The sequence below is a fragment of the Mesorhizobium sp. genome (genome assembly GCF_004962245.1).
Lineage (GTDB): Bacteria > Pseudomonadota > Alphaproteobacteria > Rhizobiales > Rhizobiaceae > Mesorhizobium.
Genome location: NZ_SUHQ01000017.1, coordinates 12714 through 28336 on the forward strand (window position 1 = coordinate 12714; position 15623 = coordinate 28336).

15 protein-coding genes are annotated in these 15623 nt (G+C 63.2%); 8 read left to right on the forward strand and 7 right to left on the reverse strand.

Annotation, left to right across the window (positions count from 1 at the left end; all coding sequences use genetic code 11):
- The first annotated feature begins 181 nt into the window (after positions 1-181).
- On the forward strand, positions 182-2662 hold the full coding sequence (gene glyS, locus E5X88_RS18770; protein ID WP_292163844.1) for a glycine--tRNA ligase subunit beta: 2481 nt from the start codon (positions 182-184) through the stop codon (positions 2660-2662).
- Positions 2663-2772: 110 nt separating this feature from the next.
- The gene (locus tag E5X88_RS18775) at positions 2773-3102 is read left to right on the forward strand and encodes an ATPase (RefSeq protein ID WP_292163846.1); all 330 of its coding nucleotides are present in this window, start codon (positions 2773-2775) and stop codon (positions 3100-3102) included.
- Between the two features lie 48 nt (positions 3103-3150).
- On the opposite strand, the gene E5X88_RS18780 is transcribed toward E5X88_RS18775, so the two are convergent.
- Positions 3151-3540 carry a hypothetical protein gene (locus E5X88_RS18780; RefSeq protein WP_292163849.1) on the reverse strand — a complete coding sequence of 130 codons (390 nt, stop codon included), beginning with the start codon at positions 3538-3540 and terminating at the stop codon, positions 3151-3153.
- A gap of 78 nt (positions 3541-3618) precedes the next feature.
- Complete coding sequence (locus E5X88_RS18785; RefSeq protein WP_292163850.1) at positions 3619-4077, reverse strand: hypothetical protein; 459 nt, start codon at positions 4075-4077, stop codon at positions 3619-3621.
- A gap of 160 nt (positions 4078-4237) precedes the next feature.
- Between E5X88_RS18785 and E5X88_RS18790 the strand changes: the two genes are divergently transcribed.
- The 3 genes from E5X88_RS18790 to E5X88_RS18800 all read left to right on the forward strand — a co-directional run bounded on the left by E5X88_RS18790 (position 4238) and on the right by E5X88_RS18800 (position 7416).
- Complete coding sequence (locus tag E5X88_RS18790; protein WP_292163853.1) at positions 4238-5218, forward strand: L-threonylcarbamoyladenylate synthase; 981 nt, start codon at positions 4238-4240, stop codon at positions 5216-5218.
- Positions 5219-5236: 18 nt separating this feature from the next.
- Positions 5237-6667 (forward strand): FAD-binding oxidoreductase, encoded by a 1431-nt coding sequence (locus tag E5X88_RS18795; RefSeq protein ID WP_292163855.1) that lies wholly within the window; start codon positions 5237-5239, stop codon positions 6665-6667.
- 182 nt (positions 6668-6849) lie between these two features.
- On the forward strand, positions 6850-7416 hold the full coding sequence (locus E5X88_RS18800) for a DUF6101 family protein (RefSeq protein WP_292163857.1): 567 nt from the start codon (positions 6850-6852) through the stop codon (positions 7414-7416).
- Here E5X88_RS18800 and ubiA read toward each other — a convergent pair whose 3' ends face one another.
- Positions 7417-8400, reverse strand: coding sequence for a 4-hydroxybenzoate octaprenyltransferase (ubiA, locus tag E5X88_RS18805; RefSeq protein ID WP_292163859.1), 984 nt, complete (start codon positions 8398-8400; stop codon positions 7417-7419).
- Between the two features lie 257 nt (positions 8401-8657).
- Here ubiA and E5X88_RS18810 point away from each other — a divergent pair, with 257 nt between their 5' ends.
- Both E5X88_RS18810 and purD read left to right on the forward strand, forming a co-directional pair.
- Positions 8658-9176, forward strand: a complete 519-nt coding sequence (locus E5X88_RS18810) for a hypothetical protein (protein ID WP_292163861.1) — start codon at positions 8658-8660, stop codon at positions 9174-9176.
- A 344-nt stretch (positions 9177-9520) separates the two neighbouring features.
- Positions 9521-10798: a phosphoribosylamine--glycine ligase gene (gene purD, locus E5X88_RS18815; protein WP_292163862.1), complete on the forward strand. Its 1278-nt coding sequence runs from the start codon at positions 9521-9523 to the stop codon at positions 10796-10798.
- 18 nt (positions 10799-10816) lie between these two features.
- Here the strand turns inward: purD and E5X88_RS18820 are convergent, their stop codons facing one another.
- From E5X88_RS18820 to E5X88_RS18835, 4 genes are all read right to left on the reverse strand, one after another.
- On the reverse strand, positions 10817-11917 hold the full coding sequence (locus E5X88_RS18820) for a glycoside hydrolase family 25 protein (RefSeq protein WP_292164106.1): 1101 nt from the start codon (positions 11915-11917) through the stop codon (positions 10817-10819).
- A 422-nt stretch (positions 11918-12339) separates the two neighbouring features.
- Positions 12340-12801 (reverse strand): RES family NAD+ phosphorylase, encoded by a 462-nt coding sequence (locus tag E5X88_RS18825; RefSeq protein WP_292163863.1) that lies wholly within the window; start codon positions 12799-12801, stop codon positions 12340-12342.
- Positions 12801-13238, reverse strand: a complete 438-nt coding sequence (locus tag E5X88_RS18830; RefSeq protein ID WP_292163865.1) for an antitoxin Xre/MbcA/ParS toxin-binding domain-containing protein — start codon at positions 13236-13238, stop codon at positions 12801-12803. Before E5X88_RS18830 ends, E5X88_RS18825 begins: the two co-directional genes overlap by 1 nt.
- 156 nt (positions 13239-13394) lie before the next feature.
- A complete protein-coding gene (locus E5X88_RS18835; protein ID WP_292163867.1) occupies positions 13395-13631 on the reverse strand; it encodes a hypothetical protein in 237 nt (78 codons plus the stop codon).
- A gap of 210 nt (positions 13632-13841) precedes the next feature.
- Between E5X88_RS18835 and E5X88_RS18840 the strand changes: the two genes are divergently transcribed.
- A complete protein-coding gene (locus E5X88_RS18840) occupies positions 13842-15611 on the forward strand; it encodes an acyl-CoA dehydrogenase (RefSeq protein ID WP_292163868.1) in 1770 nt (589 codons plus the stop codon).
- Positions 15612-15623: the final 12 nt, after the last annotated feature.

A 15623-nucleotide genomic window follows, 5' to 3' on the forward strand; every position in this document is an offset into this window, starting at 1 on the left:
GCGCTGCGTTCGGTTCATGGAAATCTTTGACCCAAGGACGCACGGGTTCGCTTCAGCCCGACAGTCCGTCGAAATTTTTCGGAAATCGCCGGCAGACGCCCCGATCTTGCAGGGAAGGGTGACAGCGGCCAGCCGAGTTGCTATGCCCCGCCCGGACCATTTTGCCGCGTGAGCCCCATCAATGCCCGACCTGCTTTTAGAACTTCGTTCGGAAGAGATTCCCGCCCGCATGCAGCGCAAGGCTGCCGGCGACCTGAGGAAGATGCTGACCGACGGTCTGGTCGAGGCCGGGCTGACCTATGAGGCGGCGCGCGAATATTGGACGCCGCGCCGGTTGGCGCTCGACATTCGCGGCGTGACCGCGCGCTCGAAGGACATCAACGAGGAGATCAAGGGACCCTCGACCAAGGCGCCCGAACAGGCGGTGCAAGGCTTTCTGCGCAAGGCCGGTCTTTCCTCGATCGCCGAGGCGCATGTCCATGCCGATCCGAAGAAGGGCGACTTCTACGTCGCCCATATTGCGAAGCCGGGCAGGGCGGCCGAAGCGATCATCGCCGAGCTGGTGCCTGGCATCATCCGCAGCTTTCCATGGCCGAAATCGATGCGCTGGGGGCCGGCCTCGGCCAAACCCGGATCCCTGCGCTGGGTGCGGCCGCTGCAATCCATCCTCTGCACCTTCGGCCCGGAGACCGAGGAGCCGGTCGTAGTCGATTTCGAGATCGACGGCATCCGCTCGGGCAACATCACCTATGGCCACCGTTTTCATGCGCCCGGCGCGATTACCGTGCGCCGCTTCGAAGACTATGTCGCCAAGCTGGAGACGGCGAAGGTGGTGCTCGATGCCGACCGGCGCAAGCAGATCATCCTTGCCGACGGCAGGAACCTCGCTTTCGCCAACGGGCTCGATCTTGTCGAGGACGAGGGTTTGCTTGAGGAAGTGTCAGGCCTGGTCGAATGGCCTGTCGTACTGATGGGCGAATTCGAGCAGGACTTTCTCGCCATTCCGGCCGAGGTGATCCGGCTGACCATCCGCGCCAATCAGAAGTGTTTCGTGACGCGGCCGCACGGCGCCGGCGAAGAGCTTTCCAACCGCTTCATCCTGACCGCCAACATCGAGGCCAAGGACAGCGGCAAGGAGATCGCCCACGGCAACGGTAAGGTGGTGCGCGCCCGCCTGTCCGACGCGCTTTATTTCTGGAAAACCGACCAAGGCGACCTGCCTGATCTCGACCAGTTGCAGGCATCGGCGGAAAAGTTCGGGCTCGATCTCAAAAAGCCGCTCGACCAGCGCATGGCCCGCCTCGACCATCTCGTCGTCACCTTCCACGCCAAGCTCGGCACGCAAGGCGAGCGGGTGGAGCGGATCGCTCGGCTTGCTGGAGAATTGGCGCCGATCGTCGCGAGTTCGATCTCCCCCTCAAGGGGGGAGATTCCGGCGCTGGCTCGCCGTGCGGCCGTCTTGGCCAAGGCCGACCTCACCACCGAAGTGGTCGGCGAGTTCCCGGAACTGCAGGGCGCCATGGGTCGCAAATACGCGCTGCTGCAGGGCGAGCATCCTTCGGTCGCTGCAGCCATCGAGGAGCATTACAAGCCGCAGGGCCCGTCCGACCGTGTGCCGGCCGATCCGGTATCGGTGGCCGTAGCGCTCGCCGATAAGCTCGATACGCTGGTCGGCTTCTGGGCGATTGATGAAAAGCCGACTGGGTCGAAGGATCCCTATGCGCTGCGGAGAGCGGCGCTGGGCGTGATCAGGATACTCGTCGAGAATGGCGTGAGGCTACCGGTCCAGCGCCAGTTTCTTAACGCACTGTTCGGACTTACATACAATGGCGGTAATCGGTTTTCGGTGGTCTGGCGAGCGGATGACGGAGGCGATTTCACTACCGGCGTAGGATCGGCCGATGATCTGATCAGTGAGCGAGCAGGTTTGTTGTCCTCGGAGGTACGTGGCATAGAACCCCCAGACCATTCTGCGGGTGAAATAATTGCCGATCTCCTCGCCTTCTTCCACGACCGCCTGAAGGTCTACCTTCGCGATCAGGGCGCACGCCACGATTTGATCGATGCGGTGTTGGCGGCGGGTTCGCGCCCGATCTCCCCCCTTGTGGGGGAGATGTCGGCGAAGCCGACAGAGGGGGGCGCTGTCCCGCCGGCCTCTGTCGAGGAAGGGCGCCCTACGTTGCCCCCCACTGCCCTGCCGGGCATCTCCCCCACAAGGGGGGAGATTGGCCAATCATCCAACGACGATCTCCTTCAAATCGTCCGCCGGGTCGAGGCACTGGGCACTTTCCTCGACACCGAGGACGGCAAGAACCTGCTCGCCGGCACCAAGCGTGCGGCCAACATTCTGGCCGCCGAGGAAAAGAAGAAAACGACGATCGCCGAACGTGTTGAGCCGGCTCTATTTCGCGAAGATGCCGAGAAAGCGTTGTTTGCGGCGGTGAATCAGGCCGAGAAGGAAGCCGGCGAAGCGATTCACAACGAAGACTTTTCCGCTGCCATGCTGGCGCTTAGCGTTTTGCGCGAACCGGTTGATTCATTCTTTGAACAAGTGCTCGTAAACGACGAGGATCAGGCCGTTCGTGCCAATCGTCTGGCGTTGCTGGCGCGCATCCGGACAGCGACCGACCAGGTCGCGGATTTCTCGAAGATCGCCGGCTGAGGCTTGGGAGAATAATTTCTCCCAACCGGCGATTCGAGCCGGCTTACAGTCATATGACGATGATCTCTGCGTGGCACAAGGGACATGTTCCCCAACCCACGGAGGCTTCCATGAATTCCGCTCGCGACGTCGAAGTGACAGAAGTAACTCCCGCCGAGACGCTTGAGTCCGCTTCCGAAACGACCCTCGACCGGGCCGCTGCTGCCGCGATCGAAGCTGCCGATCTGTCGGACAACGACAAGGACGGTGACGACGACGAAAGCGAAGAGACGGGCGAGGAAGGCGCTGAAGGCGACGCTACCCTCTCGGATGACGATGACGAAGAAGATGACGATGACGACGACGGCGTGAAGGCTGAAGCCCCGGATGCTGACGAAGAGGACACCGACGAAGAGGAAGAGTCCGACGAGGAGTCCGCGGACGACGAGGCCGCGGCCTGAGGTACTCAGTGAATCAGGGCTGCGCTCACGTGCCGCCCTGATCGCTTGTCAGTCTTCCAGAATGCTGACGCGCACGCGGTTCGTGTAGACGTCGAGCTGGATCAGCGGCTCGCCGTTGACGATGGCGCGCCTCGTAGAACCATTCATCGCCCCGCTGCGCTCCAGCATGCGTTGCAGTTCCGTGCGCTGGCCGTTGGTCCTGAACCAGACGTCGTTCTCGTCGTCGCTGTCGCGCCTGCGGAATTTGTGCCAGTTGGCGCGATCCTGCCGCACCATCTGTGCGGCATTGCCCAGCGCGTAGCCGTCACTGGCGAAATGATCCCGGTGGGAAATGCGCGCGACGTAGGACCCCAGCATTTCATCTGCATTGGTTGTGCCGGTGCCCAGCAATGATGCCAGCAACAGGCCAGCGACGGTGAATGGTCTTGCCTTGCTCACGATAAACCCTTTTGCTCTGAGCGATCTCCCTGGCGCGATGGTGCGTTGGGCGCCGGACCGGCGTCAAGCCGAGAGCGGCTAACTGGCCGGGTCGATATCGGGAATGGGTGTCGGCTGCGGCGTCGAGGGCTCGCCGTTCGTTGTCTCTTTGTCGGACCCGGCACTCGCCGTAGGCGCTTTGGCAGCCGTGATCGCAGCCGGCGCGGCGGGGGGGGCCGGTTTCGCGAAGGCGTCGCCGACGATACCGCCGCGAATGATCATCGGGCTTTGCCTGAAATCATGCTTGGGCTGGGGCCGACTCGGGATCGCGGCAACTTTTTCGTAAGTGACATCGGGCACTGGTTCGCCGATCGCCACGATCGATGGCGTCGAGGGATCGGCCTTTGTGCTCTCAGCCATCTTCACTGGCTCAGGCGCGCTGAGCGTGACGATGGACGGCGTTGACGTCGATGCTCCGAGAACGACGAAGGACGAAGCTTGCACTCCGCCCGCCGCCAGAGTGAGACCAAGCGCTCCCAGGATACGCACCAAGACCATGATAATTCCCCTTGCCCAACAGGCTGGCACCATACTGTCCGGGAATTGATGCGGGCTTGCGAGGAAAGGTGGCATTTTAGCGATCGATCATTCGCTAATGCCCGGACTTGCCCCGTGAGCGCCACCGTACTACGCACCCGGCATCTGTGAGGTGAAGAGAGTGGCTGATATACTTGTGGCCGGTGAGGCGATGGAGCGGGCGCTGGCGCTGCTCGAAGGCGGCGATGTCGTCGCCATTCCGACAGAAACCGTCTATGGGCTGGCCGGCGACGCGACCAATGGCACTGGCGTGGCGCGCATCTTCGAGGCCAAGGGCCGGCCGCGCTTCAACCCGCTGATCGCCCATGTCGCCGATCTGGCGATGGCCGAGCGCATCGCGCTGTTCGATCCCCTGTCGAAAAAACTGGCGCAGACGTTCTGGCCCGGACCGTTGACGCTGGTGCTGCCGCAGCGCCCTGGCAACGGCATTCATCCGCTGGTCACGGCTGGGCTTGATACGATCGCGCTGCGCATGCCGAAAGGCTTTGGCGGCGAACTGATCGCCAGGCTCGGTCGCCCGCTTGCCGCGCCCAGCGCCAATTCTTCGGGCAAGATCAGCGCAACGACGGCCGAGGCCGTGGCGGCCGATCTCGGTTCAAAAATCAGGCTGGTGGTCGATGGCGGCGCAACCTCGGTCGGGCTCGAATCGACGATCGTCAAGGTCGAGGACGGAAAGCTGCGGCTGTTGAGGCCGGGCGGCATTGCCGCCGAGGAAATCGAAGCTGTCGCTGGCGTGAAACTGTCGCGCGGTGCGGGCGGCATCGAGGCTCCAGGCATGCTCGCCTCGCACTATGCGCCGGGTGCCGCGGTGCGGGTCAACGCCGCAAAAGTGGCAAAGGGCGAAGCGTTGCTGGCGTTCGGCCCTCGCCGTGCCGAAGGCTGGCAAGGCGCTGTCGCCTTGCGCAACCTGTCCGAGGCAGGCGACCTGCGCGAGGCCGCGGCCAATCTCTTCGCCCACATGCAGGACCTCGATCGCAGCGGCGCCAGGACAATCGCCGTCGAGCCGATCCCGTTCGACGGGCTGGGCGAGGCGATCAACGACCGGCTTTCGCGCGCCGCCGCCCCTCGTGACCAGTCCGCCCCGCGTGACAAGATCGACTGAGCACCATAGTTTCCACCTATGAACGACATATCCCCGGATCTCGATCCCGCCCTCATCCACCGCTTTGCGGCCATCGTCGGCGACAAATATGCGCTCCGCGACCAGCAGGATATCGCGCCTTACCTCATTGAGAGGCGCGGTCTGTGGCATGGCAGGACGGCATTGGTGCTGAGGCCCGGCAGCGTCGACGAGGTCAGCCGTATCATGCGGCTGGCGACCGAGACAGGCACGCCCATCGTGCCGCAAAGCGGCAACACCGGGCTGGTCGGAGCACAGATGCCCGATATGTCCGGCCGCGAAATCGTGCTGTCGCTGTCGCGGCTGAACCGCATCCGCGAGATCGACGTTCTGTCCAACACGGTCACCGTAGAGGCCGGTGTCGTCCTGCAGACGCTGCAGGAGGCCGCCGATGCCGCCGACCGGCTGTTTCCGCTGTCGCTTGCCGCGCAAGGCTCCTGCCAGATCGGCGGCAATCTCTCTTCCAATGCCGGCGGCACCGGCGTGCTTGCCTATGGCAATGCGCGTGAACTCTGCCTCGGCGTCGAAGTGGTGCTGCCGACCGGTGAGGTGTTCGACGATCTGCGCAAGCTGAAGAAGGACAACACCGGCTACGATCTGAAGAACCTGTTCATCGGCGCGGAGGGCACGCTCGGCGTTATCACCGCCGCCGTGCTCAAGCTTTTCCCCAAGCCCAAGGGGCGCGAGGTGGCCTTTGCCGGCCTGTCGTCGCCTGAGGCGGCACTGTCCCTGTTTAGCCTGGCGATGGATCGCGCCGGTGCCGCACTCACCGCTTTCGAGCTGATCGGCCGGAGACCCTACGACTTCACGCTTGCCCACGCGCAAGGCGTTGTGCGGCCGCTGGCCGGGGATTGGCCGTGGTATGTGCTGATGCAGATCTCTTCGGGCCGCTCGGCGGAGGATGCGAGGACCCTGATCGAGGAGGTGCTTTCAGCCGGCCTCGAGCATGAGATCGTCGGCGATGCGGTGATCGCGGCAAGCATCGCACAGGGCGACGCCTTCTGGAATTTCCGCGAAGTGCTGCCCGAGGCGCAGAAGCCCGAAGGTGCCTCGATCAAGCACGACATCTCGGTGCCGGTGGCGGCCATCCCGCAATTCATCGAAAAGGCGGCCGGCGCCGTGCAATCCGTCAGTCCCGGTGCGCGCGAGGTCTGTTTCGGCCACATGGGCGACGGCAACCTCCACTACAACATTTCCCGGCCTGTCGGCGGCGACGACGACGCGTTTCTCGACCTCTACCACACCATGAACCAGGCCGTGCACGACGTCGTGCGCAGCCTTCACGGCTCGATCTCGGCCGAGCACGGTATCGGCCAGTTGAAGCGCGACGAATTGATCGCGACGGCGCCGCCGATGGCGATCGATTTGATGCGCAGGGTGAAGACAGCCTTCGACCCGGCCGGCATCATGAATCCCGGTAAGGTTATCTGATCCTTTCGACGTCTCGTGCCTGGTCGTATTCCGATAACCATCGCCTGAGGTCAGCAAAATTTAACCGACTTTCTTAAGCGCCGCGGTAAGAAGCCCGCGCTAATGTTTCCCCACAACGAGGCTGGAAAAACCGGCCCGGAGCACCGGAAAACCGGCTCTCAGGAGAAACAGGAAGGCATTACATGAACACTGGACTGAAGCCAGTCTGGGCCGGACGCAACATGCGCCTCGACCCATTCCGCCTGCCGCAGGTGGTGAGCTACGCCACGCGCGACGACTATGGCGACGTTACCTTCACCATCGACCACCGCGGCGCCATCATTCGCCGCACGCTGGAGATGAGCGGCGTGCCGGCGATCATCGCTCTGCCCGCCAACGCGTTTCGCGGTGTGGCCGCCCGCGCGATGGAGGATCCGGATGGCAATGTCACGGTGACGCTGGAGCTTCTGCACAATGATCCGATGCTGTCGGTGCCGCTGCTGGTGGCCGACGATCTCGACGATGTCGCCGCCGACTGGCGCGCCTGGGCCGATGCCTACCGTCTGCCGATGCTGCTGATCGAATCGGACGGCGTCGCCCGCACGCTGGAAGAATCGCTTGGCGCCGCCATCAAGACGCTTCCGGCGCAGGATCGCCGCAAGGGCCGCGTTTCGACCACGCGCCGGCCGCGCTTCCTCGCCCGCCGCAGGGCCGGCGACCTCGGCCTTAGGCTGGTCATCGGCGGCCAGGAAATCATTTCGCGCGAATAGCTACACCAGCGGCTTCAGCGCCACCCACACAGCGCCACCGATCAGGCCAAGGAAGATCAGCCAGCCGACCTGGTTGTTCGACCTGAACAGACGCAGGCACTGGTCCGGATCGTCGATGTTCAGCCTTGCTATCTGCCGCGCCATATGGGCGCCGGCGGCGATCAAACCGGCCAGCGCCGGCATCGGCGCTTGCGCCGATGCAAAGGCGATGGCGAAGCACACCAGCGCTCCGCTATAAAGCCCGGCAAGCCAGGTCTTGGTGTTGTCGCCGAACAGGCGTGCGGTCGAGCCCACGCCGACGATGGCGTCGTCTTCCTTGTCCTGATGCGCATAGATCGTGTCGTAGCCGATCACCCACAGGATCGAGCCGATATAAAGCATGACGGCGGGCCCGTCGATGTCGCCGAACTCGACCGCCCATCCCATCAGTGCACCCCAGGAAAAGGCGAGGCCGAGAACCAGTTGCGGCCAGTTGGTATACCGCTTCATGAATGGATAGATGGCGACGACGACGAGCGAACAGATGCCGAGCAGGACGGCGAAGCTGTTGAACTGCAGAAGCACTGCGAGGCCGACCAAAGCCTGGATGGCGAGAAACGCCCAGGCCTGCCGGCCCGTGACCTTTCCCGACGGCAGTGGCCGCGAGCGGGTGCGTTCCACCTGGTTGTCGATGTCCTGGTCGACCAGATCGTTGTAGGTGCAGCCGGCGCCGCGCGTGGCGATGGCGCCGATCAGGAACAGCAGGAGATACCATGGCGCCGGCAGCAGCGAGAGCAGCGGGTCGCTGGGGCGAGGATAGGCGCTTGCCGCGAGGGCCGCCGACCACCAGCACGGCCACAAAAGCAACTGCCAGCCGATGGGCCGGTCCCATCGCGCAAGCTGCGCATAGGGCCATAGCCAGCGTGGCAGAACGCGGTAGACCCAGTGGCCGCTCGGCGCATCGGCGACGCGGCCCTGGGCCGCTTTCGACTGGACGGTTTCCATTGTGCTGGAGTGGCAGCAGAGGCGGAAAGCGTCAAGTCTCGTCGGTAGTGGGTCAGTTTGAAATTCGAACCACTCGATCAATTTCGTCCAGCAGGGCCTGCGCAAAGGGCTGAAAAGCCCCAAATCGACAAATTCAAGGAAGCCGCCCATGGCGGCATTACAGCAATTTTCCCCAAGCCCTGGAAACCGCAACGCTGCAAGTTGTGGCGGCAATGTTCCGGCGCCTTGCGGCGGCTCGCTTATCCACAGGAGAAACCATGACGATGATTTCCCCGTTTCTCACTGCTCTCGGATCCGAAGGTCCCCCAGCCGACCGAGCGAAAGACATGGATCTGTATGGATGGCTAATCGGAAGCTGGGAAATGGACACGGTCCGCCACCTCGACGACGGCACAATCCAGAAATGGGATGGAGAATGCCATTTTGGCTGGGTGCTCGAAGGCCGCGCGATTCAGGACGTTTGGATCAGGCCCAAGCGCCCTGCGCCGTCGACGATGTATGGCACGACTTTGCGCATCTTCGATCCTGGGATCGATGGCTGGCACATCATATGGAACGACCCGCTCAACCGAGATTACTCGCGCCAAATCGGGCGGGCCGAGGGTAAGGACATTGTCCAGCTCGGCAATGACTCGCGCGGTCTGAGAACTCGATGGCGTTTCACTGAGATCACTGCCAACAGCTTCCATTGGATCGGCGAGGAAAGATCTTCCGAGAGCGACCCTTGGCAAATCACATATGAACATTTAGCCCGCCGAACAAATTGCTCCAGCTAGTGGTATCCACTTAACGCGTATTCCTGATTCAGGCCGGCCTGTTGAGGGGCGAAAACCAGCCCGCGCAGGGCGCGGTCGCTGCGATGGGTCGGCGACGATGCTATGTCGAGCGCCCCCGCCGAACGTCTCCTCCATATCCCGGCCACGACATGACAGAAACTGTGCGAAGACTGGTTTTCCGGTCGTCTTGCGGAGCTGATCGCAGCCGGCAGGATTGCGCGCATCGGAAACATCGGTGCCGCACGTTCCCGTGTGCAAGTGGGGTCAAACCACCCAAATGTCTTGACCCATCGTCCGGGGCGCAATAGCGCAGTCCTGATCGTGGAATGGCAAGGGATCTGGGCATGCGTGTTTTGTTGATCGGCTCCGGCGGCCGCGAACATGCCTTGGCCTGGAAGATCGCAGCCTCGCCGCTGCTGACGAAGCTCTACGCGGCGCCAGGCAACCCGGGCATCGGCCAGGAAGCCGAACTGGTGACGCTCGACATTGCCGATCATGCGGCGGTGGCCCGGTTCTGCACCGAGAAAAAGATCGATCTCGTCGTGGTCGGGCCGGAAGGGCCACTGGTCGCCGGCATTGCCGACGACCTTCGCGCCGCAGACATTCGCGTCTTCGGGCCGTCCAGGGCGGCAGCACGGTTGGAGGGCTCGAAGGGTTTCACCAAGGACCTTTGCGCGAAGTACGACATCCCGACCGCCGCCTATGGCCGTTTCGGCGACCTGGCGTCGGCCAGGGCCTATGTCGAGAAGATGGGCGCGCCGATCGTGATCAAGGCCGACGGGCTGGCCGCCGGCAAGGGCGTCACCGTCGCCATGACGTTGACCGAGGCGCTGGCCGCACTCGATGCCTGTTTCGAAGGCTCCTTCGGAAAGGCCGGCGCGGAGGTGGTGGTCGAGGAGTTTCTCGTCGGCGAGGAGGCGAGTTTCTTTTGCCTGTGCGATGGCGTCACCGCGCTGCCGTTTGGCACCGCACAGGACCACAAGCGCGTCGGCGATGGCGACGTCGGCCCGAACACCGGCGGCATGGGCGCTTATTCGCCGGCGCCGGTGATGACGCCGGAGATGATCGACTGCACCATGCGCGAGATCGTCGAGCCGACAATGCGCGGCATGGCCGAACTTGGCGCGCCATTTTCGGGCGTGCTGTTTGCCGGGCTGATGATATCGGACAAGGGACCGAAGCTGATCGAATACAACACCCGTTTCGGCGATCCGGAATGCCAGGTGCTGATGATGCGGCTGAAGGACGATCTCTTGGTCCTGCTCAACGCTGCCGCCGATGGCCAGCTTGCGCATACTTCGGTGCGCTGGCGTGACGAGACGGCACTCACCGTGGTGATGGCGGCCAGGGGCTACCCCGGCACGCCGGAAAAGGGCTCGGTCATCCGCGGCGTCGAAGAGGCCGCGCGCGATGGCGTCGAGGTCTTTCATGCCGGAACTGCCATCAACAGCGGTGCGCTGGTCGCCAATGGCGGCCGTGTGCTCGACATCACGGCGACCGGCGGCACGGTCGGCGAGGCGCAGAAACGAGCCTATGCCGCGCTCGACCGGATCGATTGGCCGCAAGGCTTCTGCCGCCGCGACATTGGCTGGCAGGCCGTCGCACGTGAGCAGGCGCGCTGACGCTTCGAAGGGCAGATTTCAGCGGCGGTGGTCGAACTCGGTCGACGCGGTGCTGACTGGATCGCCGGCGACGGGCGCGGCTTCAAGGGCCGATGTGGAGCGCTTTTCCGTCCGCGTCCAGGCCACATATTCGGCAATTCCGCGCGGAGCGCGTGGCGCCGTCTCCACGGCAGGCATCTGAAAGCTGTTGCGGAATTTGGCCCAGCGTGCGCTGAACACGGCGACCATTTCTGCGAAGGTCGGTGGTGTCGCCACGGTGGCGTAGGTGATGGTGTCGCCGGCCAGCCCGGCCTCGCGCGAGAGGGGCACCGGAATCGAGGCGAGGTAATCCGGCTGCACGTCGATCAGGCCGCCGAACGGCCATTGCGCGCGCAATGTCGCGGCATCCATCGGCGCGACATTGACGTCGATATCGTTCGGTGTGCCCGCGACCCGGTAGGGGCAGCGGAACCTGCCGCAATTGGCTTTCGCCGAAAACTGCCAGAGTGCGTAGCCTTGCCAGTTGCCCATTGGAAAATGCACGTCGATGTCGGGCTTGTAGCGCGCATACCAGAGCGGCAGCCGCGACAGGAGCTGGTATTTGTACTTGTTGTCGGCGATGTGCCTGGCGGTCTTGCCGTTGGTGTAGAGCACCGGAAAGCGGCCAAGCCGCCGATGCACATGCCGAACGAATTCCTCGGCATCCTCTAGCGACATCCATCGCGTGGGGTCGTCGTCTTCGATGTCGAGGGCAAGCAGGTCATCAGGCCCGGGTTTCGCGAAATCGATGAAGTTATTGGCCTGTCCCACGGGGTTGCCGGGTCGAGCGAGATGATAGGCGCCCCATTTCAGGCCGAGCGCCTTGGCAACCACCTTGCGCGTCTGGAACAGTTCCTGTGCCACCGCATGGCGCTTCCACAACGCCTTGCAGAGCCTCGTCTCGGTCTCGTCGCCGAAACAGAAATAGGCTGGCGGCATCCCGTCGGACGCCTTGTTGATGAAGCCGACGATGCGCTTGTCGGTGGTAAGTTTAGCCCAATCGATGGAATTGTATTCGTAGGCGTCGATCACCAGCGCCCGGTCGGCATCCTTCCACGGCTGGGAGAAATCGGAGGCTTTTGCTGCCTGCGCCAGCGCCATCGCGGCGGTGATGGCGAGAAGCGCCAGTGCAGGCCGCCCAAAAGCACGCAGCAGCTTTGGGATAACGACATACACAAACAAAGACTTGAAGCGGCGAAGAGGGTGCGCCGGCGTTTTCAAACGGCAGATCCTTGCTGGCCAAAGCCCGATCCTGAACCGCCATGGTTAAGGAAATGCTTCGAGTCCGGACGAGGCAGAGTTGGGCGCTGGCGAAGCGATCATTATCGCACCCTCAAGTTTGAGGGCAAAGCGACGAGCGTGATTGTCAGTCAAGTAGCTTCAAGGCCGTTGCTATAGGCAGGAACAACGATAGCGGGGGACTCTGAAGCGCGGCCTTTCCGGCGTTGGCGATCGAACGTCGGGATGAACAGCTCAACGGTGGCTAGCCACCCAACTCGGCGGTTCCTAATTGCGTTTTCATCCTAGAATAGCCGCGAATCGAGGACGAATGGCTCAGCGCCTATGATCTTCATCTCACTCGCAGCGGAATGATTGTGATTTACGACCATGTTCAGATCAGGCGAACGGACGATCGGCACAATTGCCGACGGCACCTGGAGCAACAGCGTCGAGCGCGCCTGATGCCAGGCATCCCCTCGTTGCTGCGTCCATGCCTCCTGACGGCGCCAGTCTGGCGGAAGATCATCAAGACCGACGGTCTCGACGCCGAGAGTATCTGGAACATCGTAAGTGACCATGACAAGTTCGGGAAGCAGAGCCGGATCCTCGATGTGAACGAGTTTCTCCAGGACACAGAGGGAGGGAGAGGTCGCGCAATAGGTGACCGCATGTCCCACCGAGTTCCATCTGCCGTCAAAATGCAGGCCATAGCCGCCGTCAAGTGCCTGGGCGTGCTGCCTGCCTGACAGACGCCATAGCAGCATCAGGCGGCCGCGCCCCAGGCGACCTTGCCGAGAATGGTTTCGATGACGCGGGCGCCCGCCTCGGTCTGGGCAACCTCCAGAGGCGTCTCGCCACCAAGTTCGGTGAGGGGCCGGCGTAGCCAGCGATTGGCCTTGTCGTTGTCGCCAAAGGTATCTTCCGCCAGCGACTGGACCCGCAGGAGTCGGACGGCCCGATCGGACTCATCGATCGTCAGCGGCTGGTGCTTCTCGGCGCGGTGTCGGCGGGTCCGCTGGGGGATCACGAATTTCTCGATCTCCTGGTCACTCAGCCCCGCAAGGGTCAGCCCCTTGAGCGTTGCCAGTGGCAGGCGGTTACGGACGGCGAGCGCCAGATCGGCCTGCGACCGGACGATGGCCCCAAGAACCGTCTGGCCGCCAAGCTTGCGAGCAACCTCCTCAACAATGGCGGTAGACAATGACGGACTCCTTGTATGTTGGCAACCTGCCGTAGATATAGGCGGCATCTTGCCGTTCTGCAAGGTTCGATGTCGCGAGCGATCAACGAGCGCCCAGCGGTTAGATTTCAAACATGAGACGCTTTTTCACAACCAGCTATGACCGCTGACCGGCGGTCAACGGCGGAAGAGCGGCTGGATCTCGAACGGGTCGGGCGCCGGCGCTTGCGACAGTGTTCCCTCGGCCTGGCGTTTGCGGTGATGGGCCAGCGAGCATCGCGGCGAACACAGAATGCCGCGATCTGACCAATAGGCGGCGCCGTCCTCGATCTTGCCACGATGGTAGGAAAAACCTGCCGCTCGGTAGGGCAGGCCGCATTCGATGCAGCGATAGGCGTCAGGTCTGGCGAGCATGGGCAGTCCGATCCGGTATTCTTGATCTGTCGCCGGTCGAATTGGTCCGGCTTTTGCCAAGTTTAGCGTGCGCCGCAGCAATTGCAAAATCTGCGTGACAAAATTTGACGTTTACGTAAAAAGAAGGCGGGGGAGGCGACCCAAAAGCGGATGGTTTTGTGTCGGCACGGATCTTAAGTTGACCTGCCGGACAGAGGAGGAGCGAGCGGCATGTATCGGGCACCAGTCGAGGAAATCGCTTTCACGCTGAAGCATGTGGCCGGCCTGCAGCCGGCGCTCGACGCCGGCACCTTTGGTGAGCTTGGCGAAGACCTCGTCGACGCCATTCTGGCGGAAGCCGGCCGCTTCGCCACAGAGGAGGTCGCGCCGCTCTACAAGATCGGCGATGAACAAGGCGCGGTGCTGAGCGGCGCTGCCGTCACCACGCCGGCCGGCTGGAAGGAACTTTATCGCCGCTGGATCGACGGCGGCTGGAACGCGCTGTCCGCACCGGAGGAATTCGGCGGCCAGGCGCTGCCAACCATGCTGGGTGTGGCAGCGCTCGAAATGTGGAACTCCGCCGCCATGGCCTTCGGCATCGGCCCGACGCTGACCATGGGCGCGGTCGAAGCACTCGACAAGCACGCCTCGCCGGCGCTGAAGGCCAAGTACCTGGAAAAGCTCGTCTCCGGCGAATGGATGGGCACGATGAACCTGACCGAGCCGCAGGCGGGCTCGGACCTGAATGCCTTGCGTGCCCACGCAGAGCGGGCCGGCGACGGCACTTATCGCATCTTCGGACAAAAAACCTTCATCACCTATGGCGAGCACGATTTCACCGACAACATCATCCATCTGGTGCTGGCGCGGCTGCCGGACGCGCCGGCCGGCACGCGTGGCCTTTCGCTGTTCCTGGTGCCGAAATTCCTGGTCGGCGACGATGGCGCGCTGGGCGCGCGCAACGACGTGTTCTGCTCCGGGCTGGAGCACAAATTGGGCATCCACGCCTCGCCCACCTGCACCATGATCTATGGCGATGGTTTCGAAGGGACGGTGCCTGGCGCGATCGGCTGGCTGATCGGCGAGGAAAACAAGGGCCTCGCCTGCATGTTCACCATGATGAACAATGCGCGGCTGGCCGTCGGCATGCAGGGCGTGGCGGTCGCCGAAACGGCCACGCAGAAGGCGCTCGCCTACGCCAATGACCGCCGGCAAGGCAAGGCTGCAAGCTATGATGGCGGCGGCATGGCGCCGATTGTCCATCACCCGGATGTGCAGCGCAATCTCCTGACCATGAAGGCGCTGACCCAGATTGCACGCGCCATCAGTTATTCCTGTGCGCATGCCATCGACTCCGCGCGGATGTCCAGTGACGACGAAGCCGCCCATTGGCAGGAGCGTGCCAATCTGTTGACCCCGCTGGCCAAGGCCTTTTCCACCGATGTCGGCGTCGAGGTCGCCTCGCTCGGCCTGCAGGTGCATGGCGGCATGGGCTTCATCGAGGAGACGGGTGCGGCGGCGCTCTATCGCGACGCGCGCATCGCGCCGATCTACGAAGGCACCAACGGCATCCAGGCGATCGATCTGGTGACGCGCAAGCTGCCGCTTGGCGGTGGCGAGCATGTGCATGGCTACATCGCCGAACTGAAAGCGATCGCCAATCAAGTGCGGACCTCGAACCTTCAGGGTTTCGGCCGCACCGCCGATTGTCTCGATCAGGCGCTCGACGACCTCGGCCACGCGACACGCTTCCTGCAAGGACTGCTGGCCAACGGGCGCATGGACGAGGCGCTGGCCGGCGCGACGCCGTATCTGAGGCTGATCTCGCTTGCGGCGGGCGGCGCCTATCTGGCACGCGGCGCGCTTGCCGACCAGAACCGCATCGCCCTTTGCCGTTTCTTCGCCGAAAACCTGCTTGGCGAGGCGGGCGCGCTGAAGGAGCGCGTCATCGGCGGCGCCGAAAGCCTTGCCGCTGCCGGCAAGACTCTGATTTCTGCCTGACGTTCATTAAAC

Coding starts and splice junctions, on each gene's coding strand:
- E5X88_RS18840 (WP_292163868.1), top strand. CDS start 13,842: ATGTATCGGGCACCAGTCGAGGAAATCGCTTTCACGCTGAAGCATGTG.
- E5X88_RS18820 (WP_292164106.1), bottom strand. CDS start 11,917: ATGGCGCTGGCGCAGGCAGCAAAAGCCTCCGATTTCTCCCAGCCGTGG.
- E5X88_RS18785 (WP_292163850.1), bottom strand. CDS start 4,077: ATGGTCTTGGTGCGTATCCTGGGAGCGCTTGGTCTCACTCTGGCGGCG.
- purD (WP_292163862.1), top strand. CDS start 9,521: ATGCGTGTTTTGTTGATCGGCTCCGGCGGCCGCGAACATGCCTTGGCC.
- E5X88_RS18800 (WP_292163857.1), top strand. CDS start 6,850: ATGAACACTGGACTGAAGCCAGTCTGGGCCGGACGCAACATGCGCCTC.
- E5X88_RS18835 (WP_292163867.1), bottom strand. CDS start 13,631: ATGCTCGCCAGACCTGACGCCTATCGCTGCATCGAATGCGGCCTGCCC.
- ubiA (WP_292163859.1), bottom strand. CDS start 8,400: ATGGAAACCGTCCAGTCGAAAGCGGCCCAGGGCCGCGTCGCCGATGCG.
- E5X88_RS18775 (WP_292163846.1), top strand. CDS start 2,773: ATGAATTCCGCTCGCGACGTCGAAGTGACAGAAGTAACTCCCGCCGAG.
- glyS (WP_292163844.1), top strand. CDS start 182: ATGCCCGACCTGCTTTTAGAACTTCGTTCGGAAGAGATTCCCGCCCGC.
- E5X88_RS18795 (WP_292163855.1), top strand. CDS start 5,237: ATGAACGACATATCCCCGGATCTCGATCCCGCCCTCATCCACCGCTTT.
- E5X88_RS18810 (WP_292163861.1), top strand. CDS start 8,658: ATGACGATGATTTCCCCGTTTCTCACTGCTCTCGGATCCGAAGGTCCC.
- E5X88_RS18825 (WP_292163863.1), bottom strand. CDS start 12,801: ATGCTGCTATGGCGTCTGTCAGGCAGGCAGCACGCCCAGGCACTTGAC.